The following is a 24,500-nucleotide window of genomic DNA, read 5'->3' as shown; positions in this document are numbered from 1 at the left end:
CCAACGTCGTGGTCTCACCGTCGGCCTTGTAAGCAGATCGTTACTAGATCTTATGAGACTAGCGGTCCAACAAAGTGCTGTGAAGGGGAACCCGACGAACGCGAAGGGGCGGTCGCCCGTACGGACGACCGCCCCCGTTCGGCGGTGAAGCAGGTTACTACGTATTGCTACTTGACGGTCACCGAGGCGCCGGCCTTCTCGAGGGCCTCCTTGGCCTTCTCGGCGGCCTCCTTGGTGACCTTCTCCAGCAGCGGCTTGGGCGCGCCGTCGACCAGGTCCTTGGCCTCCTTGAGGCCCAGGCTGGTGAGGGAGCGCACCTCCTTGATGACCTGGATCTTCTTGTCGCCGGCACCCTCGAGGATGACGTCGAACTCGTCCTGCTCCTCGGGGGCCTCGGCAGCGGCGCCCGCGCCGGCGGGGCCGGCGGCGGCGACCGCGACGGGCGCGGCGGCCTTGACGTCGAAGGTCTCTTCGAACTGCTTCACGAACTCCGACAGCTCGAGGAGGGTCATCTCCTTGAAGGTGTCCAGCAGCTCGTCGGTGCTGAGCTTCGCCATGATGTTTGTGCTCCGTTCTCGGCCCGCTCGGGGCCACGTACCAAAAGGTCTGTTACGACCGCGGGATCAACCCTCGTCGGATGCTTCGGATGCTTCGGCCGCCTCGGCGGGCGCCTCCGCAGACGCCTCTGCGGGCGCCTCGCTCTCGCGCTTGGCCCTGAGGGCCTCCGCCAGCTGCGCGGTCTTGACCGGCAGGGCGTTGAAGACGGCGGCGGCATTGCCCATCGACGCCTTCATCGCGCCCGCGAGCTTGGCGAGGAGAACCTCGCGCGACTCGAGGGAGGCGAGCTTGGTGATCTCGTCGGGCGTCATCGGCTTACCGTCGACGACACCACCCTTGATCACCAGATCCGGGTTGGCCTTGGCGAAGTCACGCAGGCCCTTGGCGGCCTCGACCACGTCACCGCTGACGAACGCGATCGCCGACGGACCCTGGAGCAGCTGCTCGAGTTCCTCGGCGATCCCGGCCTCGCGAGCCGCGATCTTGGTCAGCGTGTTCTTCACCACGGCGAACCGTGCATTGTCTCCGAGGGACCGTCGCAGCTCACTGAGCTGCGCCACGGTGAGCCCGCGGTACTCGGTCAGCATGGCACCGCTCGAGCTCTCGAACGCATCCTTGAGCTCGGCGACCGCTGCCGCCTTGTCCGCCCTCGCCATGGGCCTCCTTCCAGATGTACGCCGGCAGGGAAGGCCCGTAACAACAGGAAAGCCCCGGCGCAGGCGCGCGGGGGCTGTGGACGCATGTCGCGTCAGAGCTCTCGTCATCACCTGCGCTGGCCACCCGCTGTGCGGGACCTTCGGTCACCCATGCGGGTGACGACCGGCGGTCTTCGGCAGACAAAAGAGTACGCGCCCGTCGCGTGTACTCCAAATCACGTCGGCGGGCGCGTACTTCAGGACCGGGTCAGGCGGGCTGGTTCGCGCCGCCACCGCCCATGAGGTCGGAACCGTCCGCGACCTGGCTCTTCGGGGGAGCCGTGATCGAGAGCGGGGCGTTGAAGGCGGTGTAGGTCATGGTCATCTTCATGTCCGGCTTCGCGCCGGGCGGGGTCGCCATGCTCATCTTGCGCGGCAACTGCCGTCCGTCGACCCAGATGTCGAAGGCCATCTTGTCGATCCCGGACTGCCCCAGAGACTTCTGCGCCTGGGCGCGCTGCTCGCCGTCCAGCTTCGTCAGCGCGTCCTGCATCGCGAAAGTGCCCTGGTAGTGGGTGGTGGAGACACCGCCGACCGTCTCCGTGCCGACCGAACGGACGTCCTTGGAGGCGGTGAGCATCTTGGCGTTCATCGTCGGGTCGCCCTGGCTCCCCTGGTCCCCCATCGCCTTGAGATCGAGGCCGCTGGACTTTTTGAGCTTGTCGAACGAGAGGCCGACCCACGGCTTGCCCGACCTGGCCGCCAGCGCCGGCATCTTCATGTAGAGCTCGTTGCCGACGAGGATCTCGCTGATGCCCGGCGACGTGCGGCCGCCGACGTTCATCGAGGGGATGACGAACTTCATGGCCAAGGTCGGCTTCAGCCGGTACGCCAGCTTGCCCGTGAACCGGGTCTGCTGGCCGGACGCGCCGGTGGACATGGACATCGTCGCCCGGAACGACTTGAGGCCGGCGGTCTGGCTCGACACCTTGGCCAACGCGTCCTGCGCGGTCGGCAGGTGCACGCCGCCCGGCTTGTCCCCACCCGGCGCCGCGGCCTTGTCAGCGGTGCCCTTGCAGGCCGTGAGGGACAGCGCGACCGCCAGCCCCGCCGCGGCTCCGGCCACGTACCGGCCTGCCTTTGGTGTCATAGCGAATTCCTCTCAAGGTAAGGGGAACGACTCCGGCGGAGATCGGCCCAGTGATCTGACGCAGCACGCACCACACCGGTTCACTCCCTCCTCAAGGAACGCACGAACGCACCTCGTGATCCAGGCACGAGGCGCGTTCGCCGATGGGGTGGTCAGACGGGGATGTCGGGGACGTCGCCTCCGTCCACCTCGAACTTCTTACCGTCGATCACCTCGCCGGCAGGAGGTGCCGTGATCGAGACCGGGACGTCGAAGTCCCGGTAGACGATGGTCACCTTCGCCTTCGTCGTGGCCTCGAGTGGAGTGGCTATCGTGATCTTGCGGGTCAGTCGCTGCCCGTCGACCCACGCGTCGAAGTCCAGCTTGTCGCCGTAGGCCAGCTCGAAAGCGGCCTTCACCTGGGATCCCTTGGCCGGACCCAGCACGGCCAGCGTGTCCTTGAGGGTGAGGGTGCCCTTGTAGTGAATGGTCCTGACATTACCGACCGGCTCCGCACCCATCACCTGCGCGTCCTTTGACGCGGTGAACATCTTGGCGTACAGATCCGGGTCCCACTCATGCCTCTCGGTCTCCAGGGCCTGAGGCTCGTAGCCTCTCTTCGCACCCGGATCGTCGAGCGGGAAGCTCACCCAGGTCTTGCCGGTGATTTGGGACATGACGGGAAACTTGAGGTAGAGGCGGTCCCCGACGAAGGTCTCGCTCCAGTCGCGGGTTTTGAACATCGTGGCCGAGGTCGGCTTCAACCGGAGCTTCAGATCGCCTTTCGACCCGCTCCGCGGCCCTTCATCCTCGCCAGAGGCGGAGATGCCGGAGACGGAGAATCCGCCCCGGACCGATGTGAGGCGGGCTGCCCGCTCCGACGCCTGCTCTAACGCCCGCGCCGCCGTGAGGGTCCCCGTGGGAGTGCTGCCCCGTGGCGCCGCGCTCCTGCCCCCGTTCGTCCGGCAACCCGTGAGCGATACCGCGAGCGCCAGGCACACGGCGACACCTGCCACAGATCGGCCGGCCACTGCTGTCATGACGAGTTCCTCCCCCGTCCACGGCCGACCCCGGTGGAGATCGGGCCCTGCACTATGGACGCGGCCGTTGTCTCGCCGGTTCACGGCAGGAATTCCAAAAAACGCGCTTCGTGGCATATGCCACGAAGCGCGTTCATCGCCCGGGGAAAGACCGGTCGCGTTCCTCTTTCGGAGAGGTCAGCTGGGGGTGCTGCTGGGGCTGGGCATGCTGGTGGGGGCGCCCTTGAGCTTCATGCCGTCCGCGACCTGGCTCTTCGGCGGCGCCGTGATCGACACCGGGGAGTTGAAGTCGGTGTACGTCATGGTGGTGTTGAAGTCCACCTTCGAGTCCGGGCCCGTCGCCAGCTTGAGCTTGCGCGGCAACTGCTTCCCGTCGATCCACGTGTCGAAGTTCATCTTGTCGAGACCGGTCTGCCCGAAGATCTTCTGCGCCTGGGTCTTCTGGTCCGCGCTCAGCTTGTTCAGCGCGTCGGTGAGGACGATCGTGCCCGTGTAGTGAGTGGTGGAGACCCCGTCGACGGTCTCCTTGCCGGCCTTGTGCACGTCCTTGGAGGCCGTGAGCATCTTGGCGTTGAGGGCGGGGTCCGCCTGGTGGCCCTGGTCCTCCATCGCCTTCACGTCGATACCGGTGGCCTGGCCCAGCTTGTCGAGCGAGAAGCCCACCCACGGCTTGCCGGCCTGCTTGGCGAGAGCCGGGATCTTCAGGTAGACCATGTTGTCGACGAGGACCTCGTTGAAGCCGTCGGTGGTATTGCCCCCGGTCGTGATCGAGGGGACGTCGAACTTCATCGCCGCCTTCGGCTTCAGCTGGAACGCCAGGTCACCGTTCACGTCGGTCCGGTTGCCGGACACGACCGTGGACGTGGTCAGCTTCGCACGGAAGGACTTGAGGTCACCCGTCGACTTCGACGCCTTGGCCAGTGCCGCCTGCGCCGCCGTGAGGTGCACGCCCTTGCCGTCCCCGGCCGCCTTGCTCTTGCCCTCGTCCGCCTTGCAACCGGTGAGCGATACCGTGAGCGCCAGCCCTGCGGCGGCGCCTGCGACGTATCGACCAGCCCTTGCTGTCATAACGAGTTTCCTCCAAGTTGAGGTCGTGACTCCGGCGGAGCTTTTTTGTTTTTAGGTCGTTCCTTAGCGTGTTCGGTTCAATACCTAAACAAGAGCCCTTCAAACAGAGCGTCCCGTGACATAGGTCACGGGACGCGTTTGCCGGACCAGGAAATGCCTGGTCAGCTCATTGCCTAGGGGTGGGACTGCCCGCCGAAAGCGTTCTTCAGCTGGTTGCCGTCGGCCACCTCGCTCGCCGGGGGCGCGCTCACCGAGAACGACTTGTTGTAGTCGCTGAAGATCATCGTTGAGGACGCCGTCCCCTTGTCGGCCGCGACCTTGGTGACGAGCTTGCGCGGCAGGCTGTCCTTGCCCACCCACAGGTCGAACGTCACCTTGTTGGCGCCGGACCGCTGGTAGAACTGCTTGAACGCCTGCTTGGCCTTCGGGTCGAGCTTGCCCGCCTCCTCGGGCGTCAGCGTGCCCGCGTAGTGCGTGGTCTTCACACCGTCGATGCTCTCGGTACCGACCCGGCGGGCGTCCTTGGAGCCGGTGAAGATCTTCGTCTGCTCGGCCGGGTTGGCCCGCTTGATGATGCTGTCGAGGTTGACGCCGGACTGCTGACTGGCCTGGGAGATCGAGAACTTCACCCAGGGCTTGCCGCCGGTGAACTGCGAAAGCTGCTGCGGCACCTTGGCGTAGAAGGAGTCGCCGAGAAGGATCGCACGCTCGCCGCCCGGAACCGTCTGGCCCATGATGCTGGCCGAGTCGAGCGAGCCGGTGGCCGCCAGGTCCGGCTTGAGGCGGATCTGGATCGTGCCGTGAAGCTTGCCGGTCGCCTGGCCGGTGCTGCCGGCCGTGACGGCGACCTTGTACGAGTCGATGGTGGCCGTCTTCTGGGACGCCAGGGAGATGGCCTGCGCGGCAGGGACCTTGGCGTCGCTCTGTTTACCGTCACCCGCGTCGTTCTGACATCCGGCGAGGGAGACGATGAGTGCGGCTCCCGCCGCCGTACCGACGGCGTATCGACGAACCATTGATTCCTCCTGCGTCTCGCGTATGGCTACTGCCCGCGGATCTCGGTCCGCTTGCGGCAATATGTCCGGCCAATTACGAGTCTTCTCCCCTTTGATCCGGGGAACATCCCCCACAGGGACCAAAAGCCAGGCCGCCTTATGCTCCCAAGGTCGTACAAGGGGTAGGACGGGGTAGGCCCGTTTTTAGGAGTCTCGCGAGGTCACAAGGCTGATTTCCACACAGTCCCCGGTGTTGCCACCGCTGTGGCTGCTCTTGTGCCAGGTGGGAGCTGAAAGATCCGCGCTCATGATGCCTCCATTACCGATGCGAGCAGCTTCAGCGACTCTGACTCTGGCAACGCAGCGGCACGAATGAGGTCGTATCGTACTTCGAGAGCCAGGACCCGGTCGACCTTCTCCACGAGGATCCCGTGGCCTCCGGCGCCTTCGATGTATCCCACGTCCGGGGTGACACCAGCGAACGACAAGATGGTGAACGAACCCTCGAGCCCCGGATGAGAGCCCGCCTCACTCGGGACCACCTGGACGGTGACGTTGGGCCGCTCTCCAACGACTATGAGAGTCTCCAGCTGATGACGCATGGTCGTTCCAGACCCGATGTTGCGGCGTATGACTGTCTCGTCGATCAGTAGCCACACCCGCGGTGGATCCTCACGCTCCAACATCGCCCGGCGCTCCAGCCGCGAGGCGACCAGCTGATCCAGCGCGTCGGGCTTCTGTCCGGACCTGAGTACGTCTCGGGCGTACTCCTCTGTCTGCAGGATGCCCGGGACCAGCAACGCCTCGTACTCCCGTATCGAGGTCGCCTCGGACTCCAGTTGGAGGAACGCGGGGAAGCCCTCGGGCAGTAGGCGATGCTTGCCGGCGCGCTTGAGCTCCTCCCACATGCAGTGGAAGTCGTTCACCGGCGTCTTGAAGTACGTGTCGAGGTCGATCGCGAACGCCTCGGATGGTGGCTTCACGGCGTTCTCGACCATGGAGATCCACTGGCCGGTGCAGCCGAGTAAGTCGCCGAGATGCGTCTTGCCGAGGCCGGCCGCCTCGCGGTGGGCACGGAGCAGGGCGCCGAAGGCGCGGACGAGGGGGTCGCGGGTGAGGTCGTCGGAGAGCTGCGGCATGGGGAGCATCCAGGTCTGTCGGGGGGCGTTCTACGCGCATGAGCGTTACCGAGGCACGACAGAGTGTAATTGTCCCCAGGTCGGCATGGCCGTGGATTCGACCAACCTCGCTGCCTTGGGCATGCGAAAGGGGCGCCTCCCCTTCGGGAGACGCCCCTTTCGTTACTGACCGATGTCGCGTCAGCCCGCAGCGTTCTCCATCTCGGAGGTGAGGTTGCGGGTGATGCTCGGGTCGAGGGGGATACCGGGGCCCATCGTGGTGCTCAGGGTCCCCTTCTTGATGTAGCGCCCCTTGGCGGCCGACGGCTTGAGACGCAGGATCTCCTCGAGCGCCGCGGCGTAGTTCTCCACGAGCTGCTGCTCGCCGAAGGACGTCTTGCCGATGATGAAGTGAAGGTTGCCGTGCTTGTCGACACGGAACTCGATCTTGCCGCCCTTGATCTCGGAGACCGCCTTGGCCACGTCGGTGGTGACCGTGCCGGTCTTCGGGTTCGGCATGAGACCGCGCGGGCCGAGCACGCGGCCCAGGCGGCCGACCTTGCCCATCATGTCCGGCGTGGCGACGACCGCGTCGAAGTCCAGGAAACCGCCCTGGATCCGCTCGATCATGTCGTCCGTACCGACGAAGTCGGCGCCGGCCTCGCGGGCCTCGTCCGCCTTCGCGCCACCGGCGATGACCAGCACGCGTGCCGTCTTACCCGTGCCGTGCGGCAGGTTGACGGTGCCACGGACCATCTGGTCCGCCTTGCGCGGGTCCACGCCGAGCCGGAAGCCGACCTCGACGGTCGCGTCGAACTTGGCGGGCGAGGTCTCCTTGGCCAGCTTCACGGCGTCGACCGGGCTGTACAGGGCGTCCTTGTCGATCTTTTCGTCGGCGTTGCGGTACGCCTTACTGCGCTTCATGTCAGATCTCCTCGTATGGAGTGCGTGGTCCGGGCCGCGCATGGCCCTCCCACGGAAAGGGAAATCAGCCGGAGACGTTGATGCCCATGGAACGGGCCGTACCGGCGATGATCTTCTCGGCCTGCTCGATCGAGCCGGCGTTGAGGTCGGGCATCTTCGTCTGGGCGATGGTGCGAAGCTGGTCGCGGCTGATGCTGCCGACCTTGTTCTTGTGCGGCTCGCCGCTGCCCTTGTCGACGCCGGCGGCCTTCTTGATGAGCTGCGCGGCCGGCGGGGTCTTGGTGATGAAGGTGAACGTGCGGTCCTCGTAGATGCTGATCTCTACGGGGATGACGTTGCCGCGCTGGGACTCCGTGGCAGCGTTGTACTGCTTGCAGAAGTCCATGATGTTGACGCCGTGCGGGCCGAGCGCGGTACCGACGGGCGGCGCGGGCGTCGCCTGTCCGGCCTGCAGCTGGACCTTGACGACCGCGGAGAGCTTCTTCTTCCTGGGAGGCATGCCTCACCCCTTCGTTCCTGTGTGGCTTTGGTCCCGACTCCCGCTATGACGCGGGCAACGCGACGGCTGGAACGTAGGCCGTCGCGTTGGGACCACTGGCTCCCCCGCTCACGCGGGGGACGTATTCAGATTTTGGAGACCTGGTTGAACGACAGCTCGACCGGGGTCTCGCGACCGAAGATCGAAACCAGCACCTTGAGCTTCTGCGCCTCGGCGTTGATCTCGTTGACCGTCGCGGGCAGCGTGGCGAACGGGCCGTCCATGACGGTGACGGACTCGCCGACCTCGAAGTCCACGGTGGCCGCGCTCTTGGCGCTCTCCTTGGCCTTGGCCTGCTCCTCCGGCTCGGGCGCCAGCAGAGTGGCGACCTCACTGAGGTGCAACGGCGAAGGCGTGTTGGAAAGTCCCACGAAGCCGGTGACGCCCGGCGTGTTGCGGACCGCGGCCCAGGACTCGTCGGTGAGATCCATGCGGACCAGGATGTAGCCCGGCAGGACCTTTTCGCTGACCTTCTGGCGCTTGCCGCCCTTGACCTCGGTGACCTCGTGCTGCGGCACCTCGACCTGGAAGATGAAGTCCTCCATGTTGAGCGACTGGGTGCGCTGCTCGATGTTGGTCTTGACGCGGTTTTCGTAACCCGCGTAGGAGTGAACGACGTACCACTCGCCCGGCAGCAGCCGGAGCTGGGTCATGAAGTCGCCGAGCGGGTCGGACGGCTCCTCCTCAGGAGCCTCGTCCGGTGTCTCGGCGGCGGCGTCCTCCGATGAGTCGCCTTCCGGCGTCTCCGCGGACTCCGCGGTGACTTGCTCATCCTCGGTCGTAGCCGCCGCCTCCACGGACTCGGCCTCCTTGACGGCCTCGTCGTGGAGCTCTGGGGACTCGGACACGATCACTCTTTCTCTCGTTCGTGGGTTGTTGCCGGGCGGTGCGAGCTGCGCGATCAGCCGAACAGCTTGAGGACCAGCCACGAGAACAGGTTGTCGAGACCGAACACGATCGCCACCACAATGACCACGAAGATCAACGAAACGGTCGTGTACGTGACAAGCTCGTGGCGCGTCGGCCAGATGACCTTGCGAAGCTCGGCGACCACCTGACGGTAGAACAGGAGAGGCGAAGTCCGCTTCTTGCCGGGCTTCCCCTTGTCCTTGGCCGCGGCCTCGCCGCGCGTCTCAGTCGCCATCGATGTCGACGCATCCCCTCGTCGGTCGTGTCGCAAACTCCGCTGTGGGCGTGCGCATCACTTGCCCGCGTACTTCATGTGTACGCGAACCGCATTCCGCAGGGCAGGAGGGACTCGAACCCCCAACCACCGGTTTTGGAGACCGGGACTCTGGCCAATTGAGCTACTGCCCTTCGCCGTAACGCCGCTTCATGGCGTGCGAAAGCCATGGGCGACGTCACTAAGTGCTGCAGTCTACGTGTCAAACCACCCCTGCGTCGAACCAAACGCCACACGCGCGTCCGGTTCGGTCCGCGCCCAGCCTATATCCGGCTGAGATCCCCCCGTGGCTTCTGCGACGATGGTGTCCATGAGCACTCGAATCTCCGCTCGGATCGCCGCGATCTCCGAATCCGCGACTCTGGCCGTGGACGCCAAGGCGAAGGCGCTGAAGGCCGCGGGACGGCCCGTCATCGGATTCGGCGCCGGCGAGCCGGACTTCCCGACCCCTGACTACATCGTCGAGGCCGCCGTCGAGGCGTGCCGTACGCCCCGCTTCCACAAGTACACCCCGGCCGGCGGCCTGCCCGAACTCAGGGCCGCGGTCGCGGAGAAGACCCTGCGCGATTCGGGGTTCGAGGCCGAGGCGTCCCAGGTGCTCATCACCAATGGCGGCAAGCAGGCGGTGTACGAAGGGTTCGCGGCGCTGCTCGACCCGGGCGACGAGGTGCTCGTGCCGACGCCGTACTGGACGACGTACCCCGAGTCGATCAAGCTGGCCGGCGGCGTCCCGGTCGACGTCGTGGCCGACGAGACGACCGGCTACCTCGTCACCGTGGACCAGCTCGAGGCGGCGCGTACGGACCGTACGAAGGTCCTGCTGTTCGTCTCGCCCTCCAACCCGACCGGTGCCGTCTACAGCCGCGAGCAGGTCGCCGAGATCGGCCGCTGGGCCGCCGAGCACGGCCTGTGGGTCGTCACGGACGAGATCTATGAGCACCTGGTGTACGGCGACGCGGAGTTCTCCTCGATGCCCGTGGTCGTCCCGGAGCTGGCCGACCGCACGCTCATCCTCAACGGGGTGGCCAAGACGTACGCGATGACGGGCTGGCGCGTCGGCTGGATGATCGGCCCCAAGGACGTCGTCAAGGCCGCGGCGAACCTCCAGTCACATGCCACCTCCAACGTCGCGAACGTCTCACAGGCGGCGGCGCTGGCCGCGGTCAGCGGCGACCTGTCGGCCGTCGCCCGCATGCGCGAGGCGTTCGACCGGCGCCGGCAGACCATGGTCCGGCTGCTGAACGACATCCCCGGGGTGCTGTGCCCGGAGCCGGAGGGCGCGTTCTACGCCTACCCGTCGGTCAAGGAGCTGCTCGGCAAGGAGATCCGCGGAAAGCGCCCGCAGACTTCCGTGGAACTCGCCGCGCTGATCCTGGAGGAGGCCGAGGTCGCCCTGGTCCCCGGCGAGGCGTTCGGCACGCCCGGCTACTTCCGGCTGTCCTACGCCCTCGGCGACGAGGACCTGGCCGAGGGCGTCGGCCGGGTGGCCAAGCTGCTCTCCGAGGCCCACTGACGATCTGATGTCTGTCTCATAGTCATGCTGTTGCCGTGGGGCGTCGCCTGAGCGGCGCCCCACGGGGTTATCCACAGAACCCCGCTCTACTTCCGCCCGCCGCTGTTCCCGCTGGACAATGAGAGTGGGATGGCACCCCCGGGCGGGTGGGCTCCACGCGGGTGGGCTCCACGCGGGTGGGCTCCACGCGGGTGGGCTCCACGCGGGTGGGCTCCACGCGGGTGGGCTCCACGCGGGTGGGCTCCACGCGGGTGGGCTCCACGCGGGTGGGCTCCACGCGGGTGCGCTCCACGCGGATCAGCCCCACGCGGATCAGCCCCACGCGGATCAGCCCCACGCGGATCAGCCCCACGCGGATCAGCCCCACGCGGATCAGCCCCACGCGGATCAGCCCCACGCGGACGGACCCCACGACGGGCGCGGCCCAGACCGGGGACTTCGAGGTAGGCCCAAGGCCTGTCCCTCCGTCTGTGGCGGGCGCCGCGCGGTGGGACGGTGGTACATCCGAGACAGGCTCTAAGCGCGAAAAGGCCGCCCCGCATGCCGGGGCGGCCTTTTCCACGCCTGAGGGGCGGGTGCCGGGACGCCGGGGAGGGCGGTGCGTCCCGGCACCCCTCAGGTGACGTTCACGCCGTCCGCGACGTGGGTGAGGCTGCTGCCCAGCGACGGGCTGACCTCCACCCAGACACCGAGACCCTTGCGTTCGATCCACATGACCTGGCTGGGAAGCGCCGGACCACCGTCGCTGCGCAGCGCCGGGTGGCCGTGCACGGTGTCGTGCTTGGCCAGCGGCGGAGCCAGTTTGAGGTCGGCCGGGGTCTTCAGGCCACTGGCGTGGATGAGGCGCACCTCGACCCATCCTCCTGGGCCGTTCCAGCGGCAGGTCGTGGTCTCCTTCGAGCCGGCTTGCGCCGTGCCGCAGGGCTTGCTCGGGATGAGGCCTTGGGGAAGGTAACCGAGCAGCGACTTGGCGATGCCAAGGTCGGGCCCCTGCGAACCGGGCGAGTGCTTCGGCTTCGCCGGTGAGCGTGAACCCTTGGGTCCGTTGGAGGGCGAGCCCGAGCGGTCGCCGATCGTCGGCGACGGCACCACTGACTGCGTGCCGGTGGCGTGTTGATCCTGCTTCTTGCCCCCCGGACCGTCCGCACCGACGGTCTGGGAGTGGATCGACTGATAGGCGGGGATCATCGCGACCGCGGCGATCACACCTGCCGCGCCGACCGCGAATGACGCCCGGCGCCGCACCGTACGGTGATGGCGTCGCTTGGCCTCCGACGCGAGCGTCCGCGGGGCCGACATCTCCGTGACATGCTCCGCCATGGCCTGCCGAAGCTCATTCTCCAGATCCATGGTTCACCCCCTTGACGATGCCGGGTGAGCGGATGGACCCATCCGCTCACGCAGCCGCGCGAGCCCCCGCGCGGCCTGACTTTTCACTGTGCCGACCGAACAGCCGAGCATTTTCGCGGTGTCGGCTTCGGACATGTCCTCCCAGTAACGGAGGACCAGGACGGCCCGCTGGCGCGGACCGAGACGACGCAACTCGTCGATGAGCACGCCACGGAGCTCGACGTTCGCCGTCTCCGAGGCCGAGGGAATCTCTGGCGGGCTCGGCATGTGCACCTCACGCAGAACCCGCCAGCGTCTCGCCCTGCTCACCGTCAGGTTGACCAGAATCCGGCGGACGTACGGCTCCGGATTGTTGCCCTCGGTACTGATCTTCGCCCAGTGCCGATAGGCCTTTTCCAGGGCCGTCTGCAGAATGTCCTCCGCATCGGACCGTGCGCCGCACAGCAGACTCGCTGTACGGAGCAAGGCGGTACCCCGCTCCGTCACAAAATTGACGAATGACTCGTCGTCTCGACGTGCCAACGTGCTCCGTCCGGTGAACGCCAGATCAAATGCCGTCCGGTCGCGGGTGGCCCTCCGCGCCGGGGCCACCCGCGCCGAGGTCACTTAGCGCGAAGCTGCGAAGCGATACCCGGCAGCAGTGCGTCGGTCGCGGGGTTGTTGCCCGTGATCCGGATCGCGTAGCCCTTGTCCGAGTACCACAGCATGCCGTCGTGGGCCGGAGTCTGCCAGGTGTCCACGCCATTCACCGAGACGAAGTCGCCGGGCATCCGCAGGCCGGACGCCAGCTCGGCCAGGGTGACCTGCGGCGGGGTCTTGATGCGGTCCACGGTGACGAATCCGGGAAGGCCGCCGGCCAGCTCCTGGGTGTACTCGCACGCGGCGCGGCTCTGGATGACGATCTTGTGCGCGTGGCTGGCGCCCACCGTCATGCCGTTCGGCAGGTTGAACTGCTTGGCGCGGGCCTCCTCGTTCTTGATGACCGCGGGGACCTTGCTGCAGTCGACGCTGGTCGGGATCGGGAGGTTCGGCACACCCGGCACCTTCGGCGGCGCGGCGGACTCGGCCTTGCTCTCGCCGGCCTTGCAGGTGGGCAGCTTGCCCACCGGCAGCTTGGCGAGCTGAGCGGCCGTCAGAACACTGGGCACCTTGGGCAGCTTGGTCAGCTTGCCGGCGGGCACCTTGGGCAGCTTGTCGACGGGAACCGCGGGCAGCTTGCCGCCGGGCAGCGCGGGCAGGACCACCGGAGTCTGCGGGGCCTTGGCGGCCAGCGCCTTGATCTCCTGGCTGATCTTCGCCTTGGCCTGGTCGAGCGCCTTGCCCTTCGGCAGGTTGGGCAGGCAGGTCGGCACCGATGGGAGCGCCGGAACCGCCGGAACGGCGGGCAGCTTGGCCGCGGGGTTGGCCACGGACGCGTCCTTGGCGGCCTGCGCACTCGGAGCGGGGCTGCTGTTGCCAACGGTCGCGTAAGTCACACCACCGGCGGCGACGGCGCCAGCGGCCGTGGTGACAAGCAGAGCTACCTTGAGCGTCTTCATTCGTAAGCCCTTTCAGCCTGGTTGATCTCTCGCGCCCCTCATATACGCGTGAACCCCACGGGGGGTTGCACGCCTCTTCAAACTTTTTTCCGGCGTCTCCCGTACGGCGCGCGGAGGTGCTCTGCCGGGGGAGGTCGCATCGCGGCGTCGCCGGGTGCGGCAATATCTCCACATGGAGGCCCGTCCGATCCCCGCGCTGCCCAAGACCCATCTACACGTGCACTTCACCGGCTCGATGCGCCACACCACGCTCGTGGAGCTGGCCCGCAGACATCGCGTGCACCTGCCCGACGCTCTGGAAGAGGAGTGGCCGCCGCACCTGCACGCGACGGACGAACGCGGCTGGTTCCGGTTCCAGCGGCTCTACGACATCGCCCGGTCGGTGCTGCGCACCGAGGAGGACGTACGCCGGCTCGTACGCGAGACGGCCGAGGACGAGGCGGCGGAGGGGTCCGGCTGGCTGGAGATCCAGGTGGACCCGAGCGGGTACGGCGCGCGCTTCGGCGGGCTCACGCCCTTCACCGAGCTGGTGATGGACGCGGCGCGCGAGGCGTCCGAGGCGTCCGGCGTGGGCGTCGGGGTGATCATCGCAGCGAACCGCACGCGGCACCCGCTCGACGCGCGGACACTGGCCCGTCTCGCGGTCCAGTACGCGGGGCACGGCGTCGTGGGCTTCGGGCTGTCCAATGACGAGCGGCGCGGGCGGGCGTACGACTTCGACGCGGCGTTCCGCATCGCCAAGCGCGCCGGCCTGCTGTCGACTCCGCATGGCGGCGAGCTGCTCGGCCCGGCGAGCGTACGCGCCTGCCTGGACGCCCTGGGCGCCGACCGCATCGGGCACGGGGTGCGCGCGGCCGACGATCCCGCCCTGCTGGACACTCTGGCCGCGCGCGGCGTGACGCTGGAGGTCTGCCCGGCCTCGAACGTCGGCCTGGGGGTCTTCGCGGCACCGGAGGACGTGCCGGTCCGGCAGATCTTCGAGGCGGGCGTGCCGATCGCGCTGGGCGCCGACGACCCGTTGCTGTTCGGCTCGCGGCTCACGCGCCAGTACGAGCTGGCGCGCGAGGTCCACGGTTTCACCGACGCCGAGCTGGCGGAGCTGGCGCGCTGCTCGATCCGCGGCTCCTCGGCACCGGCCGACCTGCAAAAACGGATGCTGGAGGACGTCGACGCCTGGCTGCGTACGCCCGCGCCGTAAACGGGGTGACGGACCGGCACGGTCGGTGGCAGCATCGGCCGTCATGCACCTGCGAACCCCCACACCCGCCCAGGCCTCCCTGCTGGCGCCGTACCTGGCCGCCACCCATGCGGTGCTCGACGGCGAGAGGCTCGTGGGCGGCCTCGCGCTGGCCCCCGTACGGCCCGGCACCGCGGAGCTGACCTTCTGGGTGTCGCCGGAGCAGCGCCGCCGAGGCGTGGCGAGCGCCGCCGTACGCGCCCTGTGCGGGCAGGCCGGGGAGCGGCTGGAGATGGTCACCGACATCACGGACACGATCTCTCAGCGCGTCGCCCTGAACGCCGGCTTCACCCGCGAGGCCGTACGGCGTGGCGGGCGCCTCCTGGGCGGAGGACGGCGCGACGAGGTGGTGTGGGCCCGGCTTCCCGGCGATCCGCCCGACCCGGCCGTGCGCCCGCTCCCCGACCTGCCGGGCGAGGTTCTGGGCTCGGGCGAGGTGACACTGCGGCCGCTGGGCATGGCGGACGTGGACGACGTGTTCGCGCTGCTCAACCTGGCGGACGTACGTGCGCGGATGGTGTACCCGTTCGACCCGACGCGTGCGGGGGCCGAGCGGCGGTGCGCCGTCGCGGCGAGCGAGTGGCTGGCCGGTATACGGGCGGCCTTCACCATCCGGGTCGACGGGGAGTTCGCCGGTGACGTGGCGATGTTCAACGAGGCGTTCTGCCGTCAGGCTTCGGTCGGCTACAGCATGCGGCCGGAGTTTCGCGGGCGCGGCGTCGCCACCCAGGCGGTGCGGCTGCTCAGCGCCTGGGCGTTCGCGATCGGCGTCCAGCGGCTCGTGGCCGGCACGGCACCGGACAATCTGGCGTCCCGGCGGGTGCTGGAGAAGGCCGGGTTCGAGCGCGAGGCGACGGAGCGCTCACGCTTCGAGGGCCCGGACGGCACCCGCGTGGACGACTTCACGCACGTGCTGTTCCCGGCACCCGGCTGAGCGCACCGACCCGGTCGGCCCCGTAGCGCTCGATCTCGGCGTCGAGGTCGAGCCGCCGCGTGGTCGTGTCCGTGTCGTCGCCGAGGAGTTCGTGCGGCACCAGCCAGGACACCTCGAACTCCAGTCCGTCGGGGTCCTTGGCGTACAGCGCCTTGGTGCTGCCGTGGTCGCTCGCCCCGACCAGCGCCCCGGCGTCGGCCAGCCGCCTGAGGTGGTCGCTCAGGTCGGCGAGGGTCGGAACCTCCCAGGCCAGGTGGTACAGGCCGACGGAGGACCGGCCGGCCGGAGACGCCGTCGCGGCGTCCCCGATCCCGAACAGGCCAAGGTCGTGGTCGTTGTCGGACTCCGGCGCCCGCATGAACACCGCGTTCGGCATGCTGACGATCTCTCGGAACCCCAGCACGTCGCGGTAGAAGGCGGCGCTGCGCTGAGCGTCGCGTACGTAGAGAACCGCGTGATTCAAACCCCGGATCGGCATGCTCGCTGAAACGTCCGCTCTCGGGCCGGGATTCCCGCGAGGCTAGAGGCGTACGCCGACGAAAACGGGTTCGTTGACGAGGGTGACGCCGAACGCGGCGCGTACGCCGTCGCGGACCTCGCGGGCCAGCTCCAGCAGGTCCTCGGTGCGGGCGCCATCGGGGTTGGTGAGGGCGAGCGTGTGCTTGGAGGAGATGCGTACCGGGCCGCGCGCGTGTCCCTTGGCGAAGCCGGCCTTGTCGATGAGCCAGGCGGCCGAGGTCTTCACGTGGCCGTCCGCCTCGGGATAGCGGGGGAAGCTCGCGTCCGGGCCGAGCCGGTCCGTGACGCGTTTCTCCAGGTCGGCGAGCTGGCCGGCGTCCAGGATCGGGTTGGTGAAGAAGGAGCCGGCGCTGCGGGTGTCCGGGTCGGCGGCGTCCAGGACCATGCCCTTGCCGCGGCGCAGGGTCAGCACCGCCTCGCGTGCGTCCTTCAGCGGAACGCGGTCGCCCGGCTCGACGCCGAGGGTGCGGGCCAGCTCGGCGTAGCGGACCGGGGTGGACAGGTCCGCGAGCTCGAGTGCGAACGCCACCTCCAGCACCACGTAGCGGCTGGATCCCTTGAAGGCGCTGCCCCGGTAGCTGAAACAGCAGGCGTCCCTGTCCAGTGTGACGACCTCGCGGCGCTCGCGGTCGTACGCGCGGACCCAGGTGATCGTCTCGCTGACGTCCTGGCCGTACGCGCCGACGTTCTGGATCGGGGTGGCGCCGAGGCGGCCGGGGATGCCCGAGAGGCACTCCACCCCGGCGAGGCCCTCCTCCACGCAGCGCGCGACGAACGGCTCCCACTCCTCGCCCGCTTGCGCGCGTACGAGCACCCGCCCGCCGGAAGCGCCCGGGGAGATCATGACCCCGCGGGTGGCGACGTGCACCACGGTGCCGCCGAAGCCCTCGTCGGCGACGACGAGGTTGCTGCCCCCGCCGAGGACGAGGACGTCCGTGCCGGCCTCGTCGGCCTTGCGCACGGCGCCGATCAGCTCGTCATCGGTCGTGGCCTCGACGAACCATTGCGCCGGGCCGCCGAGCCGCAGCGTGGTGTAGCCGGCGAGGTTCACCCCCTCGCAGAGCACGGCCATCAGGCGAGGCGCACCGTGGCTTTGGCGCGGGTGAGGACCTTCTCTCCTGCGGAGCGTGCGGTGAGCGCGACCACGACGGAGTTGTCGTCGAGCTTGTCCTCGATCTTGCCGCTGATCACGATCTCCGCGCTGTCGTCGTAGGGCACCACGACCATCGAGGAGAAGCGGACGCCGTAGTCGATCACCGCGCCCGGGTCGCCGGCCCAGTCGGTGACGAACCTGCCGCCCTCGGCCATGGTGAACATGCCGTGCGCGATGATGTCGGGCAGGCCGACGGACTTGGCGAACTTCTCGTCCCAGTGGATCGGGTTGAAGTCGCCGGACGCGCCCGCGTACTTGACCAGGTCGACGCGGCGCACCGGGTAGGTGCGTGCCGGGATCTCCTGGCCGACCTCGACGTCGTCGTACTTCACCGTGGCGGTCATGCTCAGGCCCCCCGCTCGATCAGGACGTTGTGCGCGGTGCAGACGTGCTCGCCCTCGACCGTGGTGATGACGGTCTGGAGCTCGAGTCGTTCGTTGCGCCCGATCGAGCGCATGCCGGCGATGGTCGACTCGGTGGTCACCACGTCGCCGGCGCGCAGCGGCCTGCGGTATTCGAAGCGCTGTTCGCCGTGGACCACCATCGCCCAGTTGAGGCCGAGCTCGGGGTCGTCGAGCGAGTCACCGCCCAGCGCGAGGACGATCGGGAAGGTCGGCGGCGCGAGCACGTCGGGGTGGCCGGCCGCCTTGGCGGCGTCCTGGTCGCGGTAGATCGGGTTCAGGTCACCGATCGCGTCCGCGAACTCCTTGATCTTCACCCGGGTGATCTCGTACGGCTCCTGAGACGGGAACGCCCGCCCGATGAAGTCGCGGTTCAAGGCCATGCAATCCATCCCTTCGCGTCCCAGCGTGTGCCGTTGTGGCGACGGTAACAGAACGTGGTTCAGCCCGCCCCGACAGCTGGTCGGGGCGGGCCGTGAACGTCAGGAATGCCGGACTACAAGCGTCGCGTGGACTAGCGGGTCTCGCGGTGTGCCTGGTGCTTGCGGCAGTTGGGGCAGTACTTCTGCAGCTCCATGCGGTCCGGGTCGTTACGCCGGTTCTTCCGCGTGATGTAGTTGCGGTGCTTGCACTCCTGGCAGGCCAGCGTGATCTTCGGCCGTACGTCGGTGGCAGCCACTGGGGAGTGCCTTTCTGCGTGAGGGACAACTGGACGGACATCCCTCGCCGGACCGCTCGCAGTGCAGGCGATCGGTGAGGTAGTAGCGGAGGCCGGACTTGAACCGGCGACACAGCGATTATGAGCCGCTTGCTCTGCCTGACTGAGCTACTCCGCCACGAACAAATCCGGGAGGACCGGGGACAGAATACAGGACTGCCCGCCCGCACCCGGAACAGCCGACATCACGCTCTTCGTGAGAGATGTGTGTACACCGGCTGGTGGAGCCCCCTTACGGAATCGAACCGTAGACCTTCTCCTTACCATGGAGACGCTCTGCCGACTGAGCTAAGGGGGCTTGCGGCCTTCTGCGCTCCGTAACCATACACGGTTGGCGCAGGGAGGAGGAAATCGAAAACGACCCTCCCGCACAGGCTCTCAGCGGACCAGCGCGCGGGCGATGACGAGCTGCTGGATCTGGCTCGTTCCCTCGTAGATGCGGAACAGCCGGACGTCGCGATAGAGCCGCTCGACGGCGACGCCGCGCATGTAGCCCATGCCGCCGAAGACCTGTACCGCACGGTCGGCGACGCGCCCGGCCATCTCCGAGCAGAAGTACTTCGCGCACGACGGGCCGAGCCTGCGGTCCTCTCCGGAGTCGAACGCCTCGGCGGCCTGGAGCACCATCGCGCGGCCCGCGTACAGCTCGGTCTGGGAGTCGGCGATGAGGCCCTGGATCAGCTGGTGGTCGGCGATCCGCTGCCCGCCCTGCCGCCGCTCCTTCGCGTACGCCACGGTCTCGTCCAGGATCCGCTGGGCCACGCCGACGCAGACGGCGGCGATGTGCACGCGCCCGTGTGAGAGCGAGGCCATCGCGGTACGGAAGCCAGTGCCCTCCTCGCCGACCATCGCCTCCGCCTCGACGCGTACGCCGTCGAAGAAGACCTCGGCGGTGTGCGCGCCGCGCTGGCCCATCTTCTCGTCGGACGGGCCGACGGTGAGGCCGTCTGTGCCCGCCTCGACGATGAACGTCGAGATGCCGCGGCCGCCCTCGCCTCCGGTGCGCGCGAAGACCATGAACACGTCGGCCTCTGGCGCGTTGGTGATGAATCGCTTACTGCCGTTGATGACGTAGTCGTCGCCGTCTCGGGTGGCGGTGGTCGTCAGGGTGCTGGGGTCCGAGCCCGCCTCGGCCTCGGTGAGCGCGAACGACCCGATGACCTCGCCGCTCGCGAGCCGTGGGAGCCAGTGCGCCTTCTGGTCGCCGGTGCCGGCCTTGACGATGACCTGCCCGGCGATGCCGTTGCTGGTGCCGAACATCGAGCGGAACGCGGGGCTCGCGTAGCCGAGCTCGAACGCCAGGCGTACCTCTTCGCTCATCGACAGGCCCAGGCCGCCGTACGCCTCCGGCAGCGCGTACCCGAACAGGCCCATGTCGGCGGAGGCCTGGCGCAGCTCGGCCGGGATCTGGTCGGTCTCCTCGATCTCGTCCTCGCGCGGGAGGACCTTCTCGCGTACGAAGGAGCGGACGGCGTCGAGTACGTCGGCGAAGTCCTGGGCGTCCATGCGGCCTCCGGCAACCGAATCCGATTCCAAAATATGCCTGGACTCTACCCCCGCCGCCTGCCGGGCACGGGGGGCGCCGTGGGCCTCACACCTGCTTTCGGGACAATTCAGGCCATGGAACTCGCCCAGGTACGGCTGATCGTGTCCGACTTTACGATGTGCTTCCGGTTCTACCGGGACGTTCTCGGGCTGAAGCCGCAGTTCGATGACGACAGCGGTCCGTACGCCAAGTTCGAGGCGGGCGCGGCCGGGATCGCACTCCACGACCGCGCCGATCTCGTACGCTCCCTGCCCGGCCTGGCCGCGGCCGCCGGCGACCGGGCGCTCGTCGTTCTCAAGGTGGACGACGTCGAGGAGTACGCCGCCTCGGTGGTCGCGCGCGGCGCCACCCTGATCACCGAGCCGTCGGTGATGAGGGAGCGGCTGCGCGTGGCGCACCTGCGCGACCCGGAGGGGAACCTGATCGAGCTGCAGGAGTGGCTCGCCCCGCGTTAGGCCGTTCGCGAGAGTTCTTCGACGATCCAGGCCTCGGCCACGTCCTTCGATACGCCGAGCTCGGCCAGGGCCCTGGCCGCGAGGCCTTCCTCCTCGTCGAACAGGCCCAGCAGGACGTGCTCCGTGCCGACGTAGTTGTGGCCGAGCCGCAGGGCCTCCCGTACGGTCAGCTCGTATACCTTCTTGGCGCGCGGCGTGAAGGGGATGTGGCCGTTCGGGGCCTGCCCTGCCGGGCCGAGGATGGCCGTCACGCCGGTGCGCACCTGGTCGAGCGAGACCCCCTGGGCCTCGATCGCCTTGGCCGCCAGGGCATCCGGCTCGTGCAGCAGTCCGAGCAGGATGTGCTCGGTACCGATGTAGTCGTGACCGGCGGAGCGCGCCTCCTCCTGCGCCTGCACGATCGCGTGGCGGGCCTGCTGGCTGAACCGCGCGAAGACACCGCCCTCGAGCGATTCCGGCGCATCGGTCTTCTTCTGGACGAAACGCTTCTGTGCGGCCTGCTTGCTCACCCCCATGTACTGGCCGATCTCGGTCCAGGACGCGCCCGCCTTGCGGGCCTGGTCGACGAAGTGGCCGATGAGGTGGTCGGCGACCTCGCCGAGGCGCTCGGAGGTGAGGACGGCGTCGGAGAGGTGGTCCAGCGGGCCGCCTTCGGGGTGCTGTTGCTTGACGAAGCTGATCAGGTCGTCGAGTCGTGCCGGCATATCGCTCATGCGTCAACTTTAGGTTGACGCCTGTTGATCGTCAACCTTTGGTTGACGAGTGTCCGGTTGATCATTTCTAAACGCCTATTTGGGAAGATGCTGGGCATGCCCCCCGCTGTCGGCGCCGCGCGGCCCCCGTTGGACGATGCGGACATTCCCCACTTCTGGCGCTCGCTCGGCCTGCCGGGCCTGATCGACGTCCACACCCACTTCATGCCGGACAACGTGCTTCGGAAGGTTCGGGCCTACTTCGACCGCTTCGAGGAGGCCGGGGTCTCGTGGTCGGCGTTCTACCGGCAGGACGAGGAGGAGCGGCTGAGGCTGCTGCGCGCGTTCGGCGTACGGCGCTTCACCGCTCTCCTCTATCCCCACCGCCCGGACATGGCCGAGTGGCTCAACGGCTGGGGCGCCGGCTTCGCGGCGCGTACGCCCGACTGTCTGCGTACCGCGACGTTCTTCGCCGAGCCGTCGGCCGCCCGCTACGTGGCGGAGGCGCTCTCCGAGGGGACACGGGTGTTCAAGGCGCACATACAGGTGGGTGGTTACGACCCGCGCGACCCGCTGCTGGACCCGGTGTGGGGCATGCTCGCCGAGTCGGCGACGCCGGTCGTCGTGCACTGTGGGTCAGGACCCGAACCCGGCCGGCACACGGGCCCGGCCGCCTTCGGCGATGTCCTGGCCCGGCATCCCCGGCTGGTCGCGATCGTCGCCCACATGGGGATGCCGGAGTACGCGGAGTTCCTGGCCCTGGCCGAACGCCACCCGGCGATGCTGCTGGACACGACGATGGCGTTCACCGGCTTCACCGAGAAGTCCCGGCCCTGGCCCGCGGACCTCACCCCTCGGCTGGCCGACCTGGGCGACCGCATCCTGCTGGGCACCGACTTCCCGAACATCCCGTACGCCTACGCCGACCAGCTGAGCGCACTGGTCCGGCTGGACCTGGGCGACGACTGGGTCCGCGCGGTCTGCCACGACAACGCCGCCAGGCTGTTCGGTCTGTGAACGAGAAAGACGCCACCGGCTCGACCGGCGGCGTCCGCGCGTACGACGTCCGCGGGTGGGCCCCTTCCCCCAAAGGAAACCCACCCGCGAACACTCGCCTTCCTGGGCTTGGACGGGTACAGATCCAAGGGCCCGGGAATTCGGCCCTCGCATCGCCTCCCCCTTGAATCCCCCCGAATTCAGGACGATGCGCCAGGCCTCCTTGGTGGTCATAGGTTGTAGGAACAAACTACGGGGGACCCTCGAAGCCTGACGTCCGCCTCCGGATGACACTTCCCCGTACACCCATGGGTGACCGGCTTCCCGGCCTGTGTACGCCGTGGAGAGGCCGCGTCCGGACTCCCGCCGATGTAGGCACCCTCAGGTGGCGTCGCGGATGTTCGGGGTCGCCAGGTGCGGATCGACGTCGGCCTTGTCGAGGCCGAAGCTGATGATGCGCTGAGGGTGGACGCGGATGATGGGTCCGGCCATTCCGGCCGCCGAGTCCGCCGGAGCTTCGATCGCCTCGCCCGTACCCCGGATCTCCAGGCACCGGACGCGCCACGGCTGCACCGACGCGATGTCGTCGACCACGAATGCCTCCCGGCCGTTGTCGGCGATGTTGCGGTACTTCCTGCTGGCGGCCATGTTGTAGCCGCTGATATCGATCACTCCGAGATCGGCGTTGTAGGAGAACCCGACCGGGCTGACCTGCAGCGTTCCGTTCGGCTGGACCGTGGCCAGGCGGCCTAGCCGCTGCGTCGCCAGGTAGTCGACCTCGTCTTGGGTGAACGGCATCGTGACCCTCCCATGGGTGGACTGCGTCCGATCAGTCTGGAACCTCAAGCAAGGTTCACGTCAAATGGCCGGTAGCGTCGCCGCCCGTGACGGAGAACGTGTACGTGGGTAGGGCCGCCGTGGACGCGGCGGGCGATCGTGGCTGGCTGCTCGGGCACTTCAAGCCGGCCGATGACGTGCGGCACAGCGGCGATGTCGAGATCAAGTGGGGCGTGCATCCGAAGGGCGATCGGCGCGCGGAGTGGGTCACCGGGGAGAAGCGCACGGCGCTGCTCATGTTGATCAGCGGGCGGTTCCGGGTGGAGCTGCCGGGACGCAGTGTGCTGCTGGCCGACCAGGGCGACTACGTCGTGTGGGGTCACGGCGTCGACCACTCCTGGTACGCCGAGGAGGAGGCGGTCGTGCTGACGGTCCGCTGGCCGTCGGTCCCGGGTTACGCCGTTCCGCTTGAGGGCTGACGCCTGGTCTCGTCCCCTGTCGCGAAGCGCTCGGCGAACGCGGCCTTGTTGACCGAGCCGGGCGTACGGTCCCAGACCGCGAAAGTCACCCGTTCGAACGCCGACGAGAACGCGCCGTCCCCGGTGAGATGCGTGTGAAATGCCCCGGCGACCTCACCCGGGTCGTTGCGGAAAACTCCGCATCCCCAGGCTCCGAGGACCAGCCGGCGGGCGCCGTGGTGGGCTGCCACTGCCAGCACCCGTTCCGCCCGTTCGTGGAGCACGCTCCGGATCCGGCTCCGTACGCCCGGGTCGCGGCGCAGGGCCTCTCCGGCGTTCGGGGCGGCCGAGGTCAGGAACGAGACCGGGTACGGCTCGGCCAGCAGCCGGCCGTCGTCGTCCCGGTGCACGGGTACGTCGGGGGACCAGATCACGCGGTGGCTGTAGAGCAGGTCAGAGGACGCGCGGTGGGCGGCGTAGTAGTCGGGGGCCTGGAGGAGGCAGGGGTACAGCAGGGCGTGCCGGCACAGGTCCTCCTCCTGTGCCTTCGCTCCGCCGAGGTAGCCGCCCCCGGGATTGCGCGCGGAGGCGAAGTTCAGAACGGCGATCCGTTCGACCCCGGAGAGGTGCAGCCGGCGCGCGGCGACGAGGCTGCCCTCGCCGGTCACCTCGAACGCCGTCCGGTGCGAGGCCGCGGGCACCTTGATGGGCCCGTCGATGGGCCCGTCCGGTGGATGGCTCACGGTGCCCGAGACCGCGTCCTCCAGTGCCCGGCCCAGGTCCACGACGCTGCCGTCGTCGGTCGTGTAACCGTTGTCGGCGACGATCTGCGCGTTGGCGTTCGCGATCCCCCGCAGTCTTCCGCTCACGCGTCCGCATGGTAGGCGCGACCGACTTCGCCGGCCAACCGGTTTGCCGGGGATCTGGCACCTTGGGTCTGTCTCATGGTCATGCTGGTTGCCGTGTGGCGCCGCCGGGGTGCCGCCTGGGCGGCGTTATCCACAGAACTCGGCTCTACTTCCGCC

General features: G+C 68.4%; 30 protein-coding genes and 3 tRNA genes. 6 read left to right on the top strand and 27 right to left on the bottom strand.

The window, feature by feature from the left end:
• Window positions 1–167 precede the first annotated feature (167 nt).
• The 13 genes from rplL to FB559_RS18050 form a co-directional block, all read right to left on the bottom strand.
• On the bottom strand, window positions 168–557 hold the full coding sequence (rplL, locus tag FB559_RS18110) for a 50S ribosomal protein L7/L12 (protein WP_141956713.1): 390 nt from the start codon (window positions 555–557) through the stop codon (window positions 168–170).
• Between the two features lie 66 nt (window positions 558–623).
• Complete coding sequence (gene rplJ, locus FB559_RS18105; RefSeq protein WP_141956712.1) at window positions 624–1,214, bottom strand: 50S ribosomal protein L10; 591 nt, start codon at window positions 1,212–1,214, stop codon at window positions 624–626.
• A gap of 247 nt (window positions 1,215–1,461) precedes the next feature.
• Window positions 1,462–2,343 carry an SCO4651 family lipoprotein gene (locus FB559_RS18100; protein ID WP_141956711.1) on the bottom strand — a complete coding sequence of 294 codons (882 nt, stop codon included), beginning with the start codon at window positions 2,341–2,343 and terminating at the stop codon, window positions 1,462–1,464.
• A 152-nt stretch (window positions 2,344–2,495) separates the two neighbouring features.
• Complete coding sequence (locus FB559_RS18095) at window positions 2,496–3,362, bottom strand: LolA-like protein (protein WP_483902905.1); 867 nt, start codon at window positions 3,360–3,362, stop codon at window positions 2,496–2,498.
• Window positions 3,363–3,539: 177 nt separating this feature from the next.
• Window positions 3,540–4,430, bottom strand: coding sequence for an SCO4651 family lipoprotein (locus FB559_RS18090; protein ID WP_141956709.1), 891 nt, complete (start codon window positions 4,428–4,430; stop codon window positions 3,540–3,542).
• A 173-nt stretch (window positions 4,431–4,603) separates the two neighbouring features.
• Window positions 4,604–5,446 carry an SCO4651 family lipoprotein gene (locus FB559_RS18085; RefSeq protein ID WP_141956708.1) on the bottom strand — a complete coding sequence of 281 codons (843 nt, stop codon included), beginning with the start codon at window positions 5,444–5,446 and terminating at the stop codon, window positions 4,604–4,606.
• 183 nt (window positions 5,447–5,629) lie between these two features.
• Window positions 5,630–5,734, bottom strand: coding sequence for a DUF397 domain-containing protein (locus FB559_RS46740; RefSeq protein ID WP_141956707.1), 105 nt, complete (start codon window positions 5,732–5,734; stop codon window positions 5,630–5,632).
• On the bottom strand, window positions 5,731–6,564 hold the full coding sequence (locus tag FB559_RS18075) for a helix-turn-helix domain-containing protein (RefSeq protein ID WP_185792278.1): 834 nt from the start codon (window positions 6,562–6,564) through the stop codon (window positions 5,731–5,733). Before FB559_RS18075 ends, FB559_RS46740 begins: the two co-directional genes overlap by 4 nt.
• Window positions 6,565–6,744: 180 nt before the next feature.
• The gene (gene rplA / locus FB559_RS18070) at window positions 6,745–7,467 is read right to left on the bottom strand and encodes a 50S ribosomal protein L1 (RefSeq protein ID WP_141956705.1); all 723 of its coding nucleotides are present in this window, start codon (window positions 7,465–7,467) and stop codon (window positions 6,745–6,747) included.
• Window positions 7,468–7,531: 64 nt separating this feature from the next.
• Window positions 7,532–7,966 (bottom strand): 50S ribosomal protein L11, encoded by a 435-nt coding sequence (gene rplK / locus FB559_RS18065; protein ID WP_141956704.1) that lies wholly within the window; start codon window positions 7,964–7,966, stop codon window positions 7,532–7,534.
• 125 nt (window positions 7,967–8,091) lie between these two features.
• A complete protein-coding gene (gene nusG, locus FB559_RS18060; protein WP_141956703.1) occupies window positions 8,092–8,853 on the bottom strand; it encodes a transcription termination/antitermination protein NusG in 762 nt (253 codons plus the stop codon).
• Window positions 8,854–8,906: 53 nt separating this feature from the next.
• Window positions 8,907–9,149, bottom strand: coding sequence for a preprotein translocase subunit SecE (gene secE, locus FB559_RS18055; RefSeq protein ID WP_141956702.1), 243 nt, complete (start codon window positions 9,147–9,149; stop codon window positions 8,907–8,909).
• A 99-nt stretch (window positions 9,150–9,248) separates the two neighbouring features.
• Window positions 9,249–9,322: transfer RNA gene (locus FB559_RS18050), tRNA-Trp, on the bottom strand.
• A gap of 176 nt (window positions 9,323–9,498) precedes the next feature.
• Here FB559_RS18050 and FB559_RS18045 point away from each other — a divergent pair.
• Window positions 9,499–10,701: a pyridoxal phosphate-dependent aminotransferase gene (locus FB559_RS18045; RefSeq protein ID WP_141956701.1), complete on the top strand. Its 1,203-nt coding sequence runs from the start codon at window positions 9,499–9,501 to the stop codon at window positions 10,699–10,701.
• Between the two features lie 615 nt (window positions 10,702–11,316).
• On the opposite strand, the gene FB559_RS18040 is transcribed toward FB559_RS18045, so the two are convergent.
• Genes FB559_RS18040 through FB559_RS18030 form a run of 3 tightly spaced genes read right to left on the bottom strand, consistent with a single transcriptional unit; the run spans window position 11,317 to window position 13,460 of the window.
• Window positions 11,317–12,051: a hypothetical protein gene (locus FB559_RS18040; RefSeq protein ID WP_141956700.1), complete on the bottom strand. Its 735-nt coding sequence runs from the start codon at window positions 12,049–12,051 to the stop codon at window positions 11,317–11,319.
• Between the two features lie 3 nt (window positions 12,052–12,054).
• Complete coding sequence (locus tag FB559_RS18035; protein ID WP_246121711.1) at window positions 12,055–12,657, bottom strand: SigE family RNA polymerase sigma factor; 603 nt, start codon at window positions 12,655–12,657, stop codon at window positions 12,055–12,057.
• Entirely contained in the window at window positions 12,654–13,460 is an 807-nt protein-coding gene (locus tag FB559_RS18030; RefSeq protein WP_141956699.1) for a hypothetical protein, read from the bottom strand. Before FB559_RS18030 ends, FB559_RS18035 begins: the two co-directional genes overlap by 4 nt.
• Before the next feature lie 301 nt (window positions 13,461–13,761).
• Here FB559_RS18030 and FB559_RS18025 point away from each other — a divergent pair, with 301 nt between their 5' ends.
• Window positions 13,762–14,787, top strand: coding sequence for an adenosine deaminase (locus tag FB559_RS18025; protein WP_141956698.1), 1,026 nt, complete (start codon window positions 13,762–13,764; stop codon window positions 14,785–14,787).
• 43 nt (window positions 14,788–14,830) lie between these two features.
• Window positions 14,831–15,760, top strand: a complete 930-nt coding sequence (locus FB559_RS18020) for a GNAT family N-acetyltransferase (protein ID WP_141956697.1) — start codon at window positions 14,831–14,833, stop codon at window positions 15,758–15,760.
• Here the strand turns inward: FB559_RS18020 and FB559_RS18015 are convergent.
• The 8 genes from FB559_RS18015 to FB559_RS17980 all read right to left on the bottom strand — a co-directional run bounded on the left by FB559_RS18015 (window position 15,729) and on the right by FB559_RS17980 (window position 20,057).
• Window positions 15,729–16,223, bottom strand: coding sequence for a VOC family protein (locus FB559_RS18015; protein WP_246121709.1), 495 nt, complete (start codon window positions 16,221–16,223; stop codon window positions 15,729–15,731). The two genes, FB559_RS18020 and FB559_RS18015, sit on opposite strands and share 32 nt — an antisense overlap.
• 57 nt (window positions 16,224–16,280) lie before the next feature.
• Entirely contained in the window at window positions 16,281–17,351 is a 1,071-nt protein-coding gene (locus FB559_RS18010) for a UDP-N-acetylmuramate dehydrogenase (protein WP_141956695.1), read from the bottom strand.
• Window positions 17,351–17,776 carry a MaoC family dehydratase gene (locus FB559_RS18005; protein WP_141956694.1) on the bottom strand — a complete coding sequence of 142 codons (426 nt, stop codon included), beginning with the start codon at window positions 17,774–17,776 and terminating at the stop codon, window positions 17,351–17,353. Before FB559_RS18005 ends, FB559_RS18010 begins: the two co-directional genes overlap by 1 nt.
• A gap of 2 nt (window positions 17,777–17,778) precedes the next feature.
• Window positions 17,779–18,216 carry a MaoC family dehydratase N-terminal domain-containing protein gene (locus FB559_RS18000; protein WP_141956693.1) on the bottom strand — a complete coding sequence of 146 codons (438 nt, stop codon included), beginning with the start codon at window positions 18,214–18,216 and terminating at the stop codon, window positions 17,779–17,781.
• A 131-nt stretch (window positions 18,217–18,347) separates the two neighbouring features.
• Window positions 18,348–18,512, bottom strand: coding sequence for a 50S ribosomal protein L33 (gene rpmG, locus FB559_RS17995; protein ID WP_141956692.1), 165 nt, complete (start codon window positions 18,510–18,512; stop codon window positions 18,348–18,350).
• An 83-nt stretch (window positions 18,513–18,595) separates the two neighbouring features.
• Window positions 18,596–18,669, bottom strand: a tRNA-Met gene (locus tag FB559_RS17990).
• 104 nt (window positions 18,670–18,773) lie between these two features.
• Window positions 18,774–18,849: transfer RNA gene (locus FB559_RS17985), tRNA-Thr, on the bottom strand.
• An 80-nt stretch (window positions 18,850–18,929) separates the two neighbouring features.
• A complete protein-coding gene (locus tag FB559_RS17980) occupies window positions 18,930–20,057 on the bottom strand; it encodes an acyl-CoA dehydrogenase family protein (RefSeq protein WP_141956691.1) in 1,128 nt (375 codons plus the stop codon).
• Between the two features lie 114 nt (window positions 20,058–20,171).
• Here FB559_RS17980 and FB559_RS17975 point away from each other — a divergent pair, with 114 nt between their 5' ends.
• A complete protein-coding gene (locus tag FB559_RS17975) occupies window positions 20,172–20,552 on the top strand; it encodes a VOC family protein (protein ID WP_141956690.1) in 381 nt (126 codons plus the stop codon).
• Here FB559_RS17975 and FB559_RS46735 read toward each other — a convergent pair.
• Window positions 20,549–21,265, bottom strand: a complete 717-nt coding sequence (locus FB559_RS46735) for a Clp protease N-terminal domain-containing protein (protein ID WP_425455069.1) — start codon at window positions 21,263–21,265, stop codon at window positions 20,549–20,551. The genes FB559_RS17975 and FB559_RS46735 overlap by 4 nt on opposite strands.
• 96 nt (window positions 21,266–21,361) lie before the next feature.
• Here FB559_RS46735 and FB559_RS17965 point away from each other — a divergent pair, with 96 nt between their 5' ends.
• Window positions 21,362–22,261 carry an amidohydrolase family protein gene (locus FB559_RS17965; protein WP_141956689.1) on the top strand — a complete coding sequence of 300 codons (900 nt, stop codon included), beginning with the start codon at window positions 21,362–21,364 and terminating at the stop codon, window positions 22,259–22,261.
• Between the two features lie 360 nt (window positions 22,262–22,621).
• Here the strand turns inward: FB559_RS17965 and FB559_RS17960 are convergent, their stop codons facing one another.
• Window positions 22,622–23,038 carry a PPOX class F420-dependent oxidoreductase gene (locus FB559_RS17960; RefSeq protein WP_141956688.1) on the bottom strand — a complete coding sequence of 139 codons (417 nt, stop codon included), beginning with the start codon at window positions 23,036–23,038 and terminating at the stop codon, window positions 22,622–22,624.
• A gap of 86 nt (window positions 23,039–23,124) precedes the next feature.
• On the opposite strand from FB559_RS17960, the gene FB559_RS17955 reads away from it, so the two are divergent.
• Window positions 23,125–23,496 carry a cupin domain-containing protein gene (locus tag FB559_RS17955; RefSeq protein WP_141956687.1) on the top strand — a complete coding sequence of 124 codons (372 nt, stop codon included), beginning with the start codon at window positions 23,125–23,127 and terminating at the stop codon, window positions 23,494–23,496.
• Here the strand turns inward: FB559_RS17955 and FB559_RS17950 are convergent.
• Complete coding sequence (locus FB559_RS17950) at window positions 23,472–24,344, bottom strand: TIGR02452 family protein (protein ID WP_141956686.1); 873 nt, start codon at window positions 24,342–24,344, stop codon at window positions 23,472–23,474. The genes FB559_RS17955 and FB559_RS17950 overlap by 25 nt on opposite strands.
• Window positions 24,345–24,500 lie beyond the last annotated feature (156 nt).

Source organism: Actinoallomurus bryophytorum, from assembly GCF_006716425.1.
Lineage (GTDB): Bacteria > Actinomycetota > Actinomycetes > Streptosporangiales > Streptosporangiaceae > Actinoallomurus > Actinoallomurus bryophytorum.
Note: the sequence above shows the minus strand (reverse complement) of the source record. Positions and strands in the feature narration are given on the sequence as shown.